We start from the raw sequence: 6,037 nt of genomic DNA on the forward strand, positions 1-6,037 counted from the left end.
GGTGTGCGTCACTCTTCCACGAAGGCTTCTTCGCGCTTGTTCTTCACCGCAGGCAGCGTCACGATGATCAGCAGGATCACCGCCAGCAGCAGCATCACGGCCGAGATGGGACGGGTCACGAACACGGACCAGTCACCCCGCGACAGCAGCAGGGCGCGGCGCAGGTTTTCTTCCATCATTGGGCCCAGGATGAAGCCCAGCAGCAGCGGTGCGGGTTCGGTGCCCAGCTTGTAGAACACATAGCCGATGAAACCGAAGATACCGACCAGCCACACGTCGAACTCGGAGTTCTTGGTGCCGTACACGCCCACCGCGCAGAACAGCACGATGGCGGGGAACAGCCAGCGGTAAGGCACGGACAGCAGCTTGATCCACATGCCGATCATCGGCAGGTTCAAGATGATCAGCATCGCGTTACCCAGCCACATCGAGGCGATCAGGCCCCAGAACAGTTCGGGGTTGCTGGTCATCACCTGGGGACCAGGTTGGATGTTGTGGATGGTCATCGCGCCCACCATCAGCGCCATCACGGCGTTGGGGGGAATACCCAGGGTCAGCAGGGGAATGAACGAGGTCTGCGAGCCGGCGTTGTTGGCCGACTCAGGTGCCGTCACGCCACGGATGTTGCCTTGGCCGAAGGGCACTTCGCCAGGACGCAGCTTGGTCTTCTTTTCGATGGTGTACGAAGCGAAGGCCGACAGCATGGCGCCACCGCCGGGCAGGATGCCCAGGGCCGAACCCAGGACCGTCCCGCGCACCATGGCAGGGAACATCAGCTTCAGGTCTTGCTTGGTGGGCATCAGACCCTTGACCTTGGCCGTGAAAATTTCACGCTCGTCTTCGGGCTTGGACAGGTTGGCGATGATTTCACCGTAGCCGAACACACCCATGGCGATCACGACGAAGTCGATGCCGTCGGTCATTTCAGGGATGTCGAAGCTGTAACGCGCCACACCGGAGTTCACGTCGGTACCGACCATGCCCAGCAGCAGGCCCAGCACGATCATGCCCACAGCCTTCAGCAGCGAACCCGAAGCCAGCACCACGGCCCCGATCAGGCCCAGCACCATCAGCGAGAAGTACTCGGCAGGGCCAAACATGAAGGCCACTTCGGTCAGTGGGGGGGGCAAAGGCAGCCAAGATGATGGTGCCCACGCAACCGGCGAAGAACGAGCCGATGCCCGCAGCCGCCAGCGCCGGACCGGCACGGCCCTTGCGGGCCATCTGGTAGCCGTCGATCATCGTCACCACGGACGAGGATTCACCCGGCAGGTTCACCAGGATCGCAGTGGTCGAGCCGCCATACTGTGCACCATAGTAAATACCGGCCAGCATGATCAACGCAGCCACGGGAGGCAGCGAATAGGTTGCGGGCAGCAGCATCGCGATCGTTGCGACGGGACCCAGACCGGGCAAGATGCCGATCAGCGTACCCAAGATACAGCCGATCAGGCAGTAGATCAGGTTCTGCGCTGTGAAGGCAACGCTGAAGCCCAATGACAGGTGTTCAATCAATTCCACGATTCAAATCTCCTGCTGGCAATTAACCAACGATGAAGGAAGGCCACACGGGGAACTGCAGGCTCAGCGCCCAGACGAACACCACGTAGCTGCCCACGGCCAGCACCGTTGCCAAGATCAAGCATTCCTTGAAGTTGGCTTCCTTGCGGGCATAGCTGGCGATCAGGACCAGGGCGTAGATCGCCACGATCAGACCGAAGCCGGGAATGCCCAGGGCAGGCACACCCACCAGCAAAATGCCGAAGGCAAAGTTGGCGGCCAGGATGAAGAAGACTTGGCGCCAGGCCCACTTGCCCACCGGGTCTCCGTCGCCAGGGCCAGACAGCGTGGCCTTGAACGCGATGACCAAACCGATGATGGACAGCATCACGCCCAGGATCAGCGGAAAGTAGCCAGGGCCCATGCGGGCACCGGTGCCGATGTTGTAGTCGGTTGCACCGATGGCGAAGGCACCACCGACCACCAAATACATCAACCCGGCGAAAAAGTCTTTGTGACTCTTGATTTTCACGAAACGTCTCCCATGAGAGGATTTACGACCGGTGGATTCTGTAAGGAAAGTGAAGGTGAATTCATGTGGATTCCACCTACAGCACGCGTTTTTTTGCCTGCAGAATCAAGCACTTTTCTACGCGTTTATCCCTATTCCACACCCCCTCCGGGCACGTTCCGCAAGGCCGGATAGCCAGCCCGGCACCGCCCCTAGCGCAGGGGGGGCGTGGCCGCCATCACCTCGGCCAGCGTGGTCACCCCTTCGGCCACGCGCAGGGCACCCGACAGGCGCAGCGGGCGCATGCCATCCTGCACGGCCTGGCGCCGCAGCACATCCATGGATGGACTGTGGTTCATGTGCTGGTGCAGGGCTTCGCTGCTGAGCAGCAATTCGTACAGGCCCATGCGGCCCTTGAAGCCCGTCATGCGGCAGGCTTCGCAGCCCACCGGCTGGTAGGGCTGGAAACCGCCCGTGAGCTTCCAGGGGCTCATCATCTCGGCCACCATCTCGCGCGTGGTCTGCGTGTCGGGTTCCTTGCACAGCGGGCACAGCACGCGCACCAGGCGCTGTGCCAGCACCCCCAGCAAGGTGGCGTTGAGCAGGTAGGGCGGCACGCCCAGCTCCATCAGGCGGCTCACGGCGCTGGGCGCGTCGTTGGTGTGCAGGGTCGAGAACACCAGGTGCCCGGTGAGCGCGGCCTGCACCGCCATCTCGGCAGTCGCCGTGTCCCGGATCTCCCCGACCATGATGATGTCCGGGTCCTGGCGCATCAGCGCCCGCAGCCCTTCGGTGAAGCCGAAATCCAGTTGCGGCTGCACCTGGGTCTGGTTGAAGGCAGGCTCGATCATTTCGATCGGGTCTTCCACCGTGCTGACGTTGACCTCCTCGGTCGCCACGCGCTTGAGCGTGGAGTACAGCGTGGTGGTCTTGCCCGATCCCGTGGGACCGGTGACCAGGATGATGCCGTGGGGCCGTTGCACCAGCGACTCCCAGCGCGCAGCATCGTGGGGCGTGAAGCCCAGCTGATCGAGCTGCTTGACGGTGTTATCCGGGTCGAAGATGCGCATCACCATCTTCTCGCCGAACGCCGTCGGCAAGGTGGACAGGCGCATTTCCACCTCTTCGCCGCGCGGATTGCGGGTCTTGATGCGGCCATCCTGCGGCCGGCGCTTTTCCACCACGTCCATGCGCCCCAGCAGCTTGACGCGGGCCAGCATGGCATTGAGCACGCCCATGGGCATGCGGTAGACGGAGTGCAGCACCCCGTCGATGCGAAAACGGATCACGCCCTGCTCGCGCCGGGGCTCCAGGTGGATGTCGCTGGCGCGCTGGTCGAAGGCGTACTGCCACAGCCAGTCCACCACGCGGATCACGCCGGTGTCGTTGGCATCGAGCTGCTTGTTGCTGCGCCCCAGCTCCACCAACTGCTCAAAGCTGGCTGCGGCCGACGCCCCGCCGCTGCGCTGCGCCGAACGCACCGAGTTGGCCAGGGCAAAGAACTCCGCCGTGTAGCGCTGGATGTCCGCCGGATTGGCCATCACCCGGCGCACGTTCTTGCGGGTCTGGCGCTCGACCTCGGCCACCCAGTGCTGCACAAAGGGCTCGGCCGTGGCAATCACGATCTCGCTGTGTCCGACCTGCACCGGCAACACCTTGTGCCGCTGCGCATAGGGCGCGCTCATGGCCTCGCCCACGCGCCCCACATCCACCTTCAGCGGATCGATGCGCTGGTAGCCCATGCCGGTGCTGGCCGCGACAAAGGCCGTCAGGCTCTCCAGGTCCAGCGGCACCCCGTCGCTGGCCCGCGTGACGCCCACGCTGGCCAGGCGGATCAGGGGGTGCTGGCTGCTCTCGGCCGTGGCGCAGCGCGCATGCACGCGCTCGGCCTCGGCCGCGTCGATCACGCCATCCTCGCGCAGCCACTGCAGCACCAGCCGCCACTCCAGGGCACAGCCGCTGTGGGGGCCGTCCACGGCGCGCAAGGACAAGGAAGAGGCGGAAGGGGCTAGGGATGCGTTCATGGCGTGCCAGGAAGTCGGTCGTCAACGGACATTGTGCCGCCTTGGCCCACCCTGGGGCCGGTCCACTCAGGCGTAGGTATCGACCTGGACGCCCAGTGGGCTGTAGTTGGGGCGTTCCTCGGTGCCCTCGGCAACCTGCGGGGAACTGGCCTTACCCGCCGACTTTTGCTGCGCCTGCTGTTGCTGCAAAGCCTGGATCTGCGCCTGGATGGCCTGGATCTGGGCCTGCAGCATCTTCGCGGTCTGCACCTTCAGCTTGGGCTCCATGTCGGAGTTGGCCGTGTCCTTGAGCTTCTGGGTCAGCTCCTTGAGCTGGCCCTGCAGCTTGGCGATCTGGCTGGACACATTGGACGAACTGGTGGCAGCTCCCGGGCTGCTGGAGATGGCGGAAACAGACATATCGGACACCGTAGAAACAAAAAGAAAGCGACCAGTGTAGGTCTTTCGCCGGCCTCAGTCTGCGGACAGATCCGCTGCGGGCTCGATGCGCTTGAACACCTTGAGCCACTTGGTCGCCGGCAGGCCCCAGCGCGCCTGCACGGCCTCGGCCCGGGCCTGCAGCTCCTCGCGCGCCAGCGGTATGGCCACGCGCTGCGCCAGCACGATGGTGTTGCCCTCGCGCGTCGGCCGGAAGGCCCAGACATGGCCTGCGCCGAAGGCCTCGGTGATCTTGTCCAGGCTGCGCTGGTAGCTCGAGGCCCGACCGAACAGGTTGACCGTCATGCTGCCCTCGGGGGTGAGCATGGCGCGGCAGTCGGCATAGAACTCCACGCTGTCCAGCACCGGTGCGGCCGCGTTGTGGTCGTACAGGTCCACCTGCAGGGCATCGACTGTGCCTTGCCAGCGGGGCTGGAGGATCTCCAGCGAGGCATCACCCAGCACCACCTCCAGCATGTCGTTGTCCGGCGGCAGCTTGAACCAGCTGCGGCAGATGTTGACCACCAGCGGGTTGATCTCGATCGCGGCGGTGCGCATCTTGAGCTTCTTGTAGTGGAACTTGGTCAGCGCGGCCGCGCCCAGGCCCAGCTGCACGGCGCGGCGCTCGGCCACGCTGTCGGGGTCGACGAACAGCAGCCAGGCCATCATGCGCTGCACGTATTCCAGGTCGATCTCGAACGGCTCCTTGAGCTTCATCGAGCCCTGCACCCAGGGCGTGCCCAGGTGCAGGTAGCGGGCCACGCCATCGTCCGAGACGCTGACCTGGGGCAGGCCGTCGTCGCCCGATGTGCTGGAGTTCTTCTTGCGTGCTGCCACGGTTCAATCGTCTTTCTGTAAAAGGCCTGCCGCCTGCATCACCGCGCGCCAGGCGGCCAGCTTGCGCTCGAAGCTCCAGGCGGCGTTCGCCGGGCTGGTCGAGGGCAGTGGGTACACCTGCAGCCCCAGGCCGGCAAGCTGGCGGGCGTGCTTGTAGCTCTCGCCCCCGTTGTGCGCCACGGCCTGCAGCTGCGGACATGCGGCGCGCAGGGCCGCGAAGTCGTTGATCTGCGGCACGCGGATGGCGCTGTCCAGGCTGCCGCGGCGCTCACAGCTGTCGTACACATCCCACAGCCCCAGACCCCGCGCCAGCAGCCACTCGCAGCGCGCGCCATAGGCGTCCCGCCCGGGCTGCGGCACGGTGGGCCACAGGGCGGCCAGGAGGGGCCAAAACTTGTTCTGCGGGTGGGCGTAGTACTGCTGCGCCTGCAGCGAGGCCACACCGGGAAAGCTGCCCAGAATCACCAGCCGCGTGCGGCCGTCGGCCACGGGGGCCAGTCCCTGCAGGCGGTCGTTGGGAAGGGTGGGCATCACGGACATGGCGCCCGATTGTGCGGGCAAATGCATGGCGGCGTGTCCTGCACAGGATTACAAAACATAGCTGGCTGCGCAGAATTGGCGAGGGCTGAAGGCATAAAACATGCAGATTCTCAGTCCGTGGCAGCCACCGGCCAGGCCGGCAGGCCACGCAGCGCCGCACGGGCGTTGCGGCCCGTGGCCTGGCCAGTGCCGGCAGCGGCAGGCTGCG

Annotated in this window: 5 protein-coding genes and 1 pseudogene; all 6 read right to left on the bottom strand. The window is 65.0% G+C overall.

All coding sequences use genetic code 11. The features are described 5' to 3' along the window. Positions 1-8: 8 nt before the first annotated feature. Positions 9-1,521, bottom strand: a pseudogene (locus SJH88_RS11555) (tripartite tricarboxylate transporter permease). A gap of 22 nt (positions 1,522-1,543) precedes the next feature. Further along, positions 1,544-2,032 carry a tripartite tricarboxylate transporter TctB family protein gene (locus SJH88_RS11560; protein WP_239222574.1) on the bottom strand — a complete coding sequence of 163 codons (489 nt, stop codon included), beginning with the start codon at positions 2,030-2,032 and terminating at the stop codon, positions 1,544-1,546. Positions 2,033-2,223: 191 nt separating this feature from the next. Beyond that, a complete protein-coding gene (gene tfpB, locus SJH88_RS11565) occupies positions 2,224-4,035 on the bottom strand; it encodes a type IV pilus assembly ATPase TfpB (protein ID WP_081770627.1) in 1,812 nt (603 codons plus the stop codon). A gap of 66 nt (positions 4,036-4,101) precedes the next feature. After that, complete coding sequence (locus SJH88_RS11570) at positions 4,102-4,434, bottom strand: FlxA-like family protein (RefSeq protein ID WP_274754562.1); 333 nt, start codon at positions 4,432-4,434, stop codon at positions 4,102-4,104. 54 nt (positions 4,435-4,488) lie between these two features. Next, entirely contained in the window at positions 4,489-5,289 is an 801-nt protein-coding gene (locus SJH88_RS11575; protein WP_274754563.1) for a class I SAM-dependent methyltransferase, read from the bottom strand. 3 nt (positions 5,290-5,292) lie between these two features. Further along, entirely contained in the window at positions 5,293-5,856 is a 564-nt protein-coding gene (locus SJH88_RS11580) for a DNA-deoxyinosine glycosylase (RefSeq protein WP_260674880.1), read from the bottom strand. Between the last annotated feature and the right edge of the window lie 181 nt (positions 5,857-6,037).

This window comes from Comamonas sp. GCA5 (assembly GCF_036541385.1).
Taxonomy (GTDB): Bacteria; Pseudomonadota; Gammaproteobacteria; order Burkholderiales; family Burkholderiaceae_C; genus Comamonas; species Comamonas aquatica.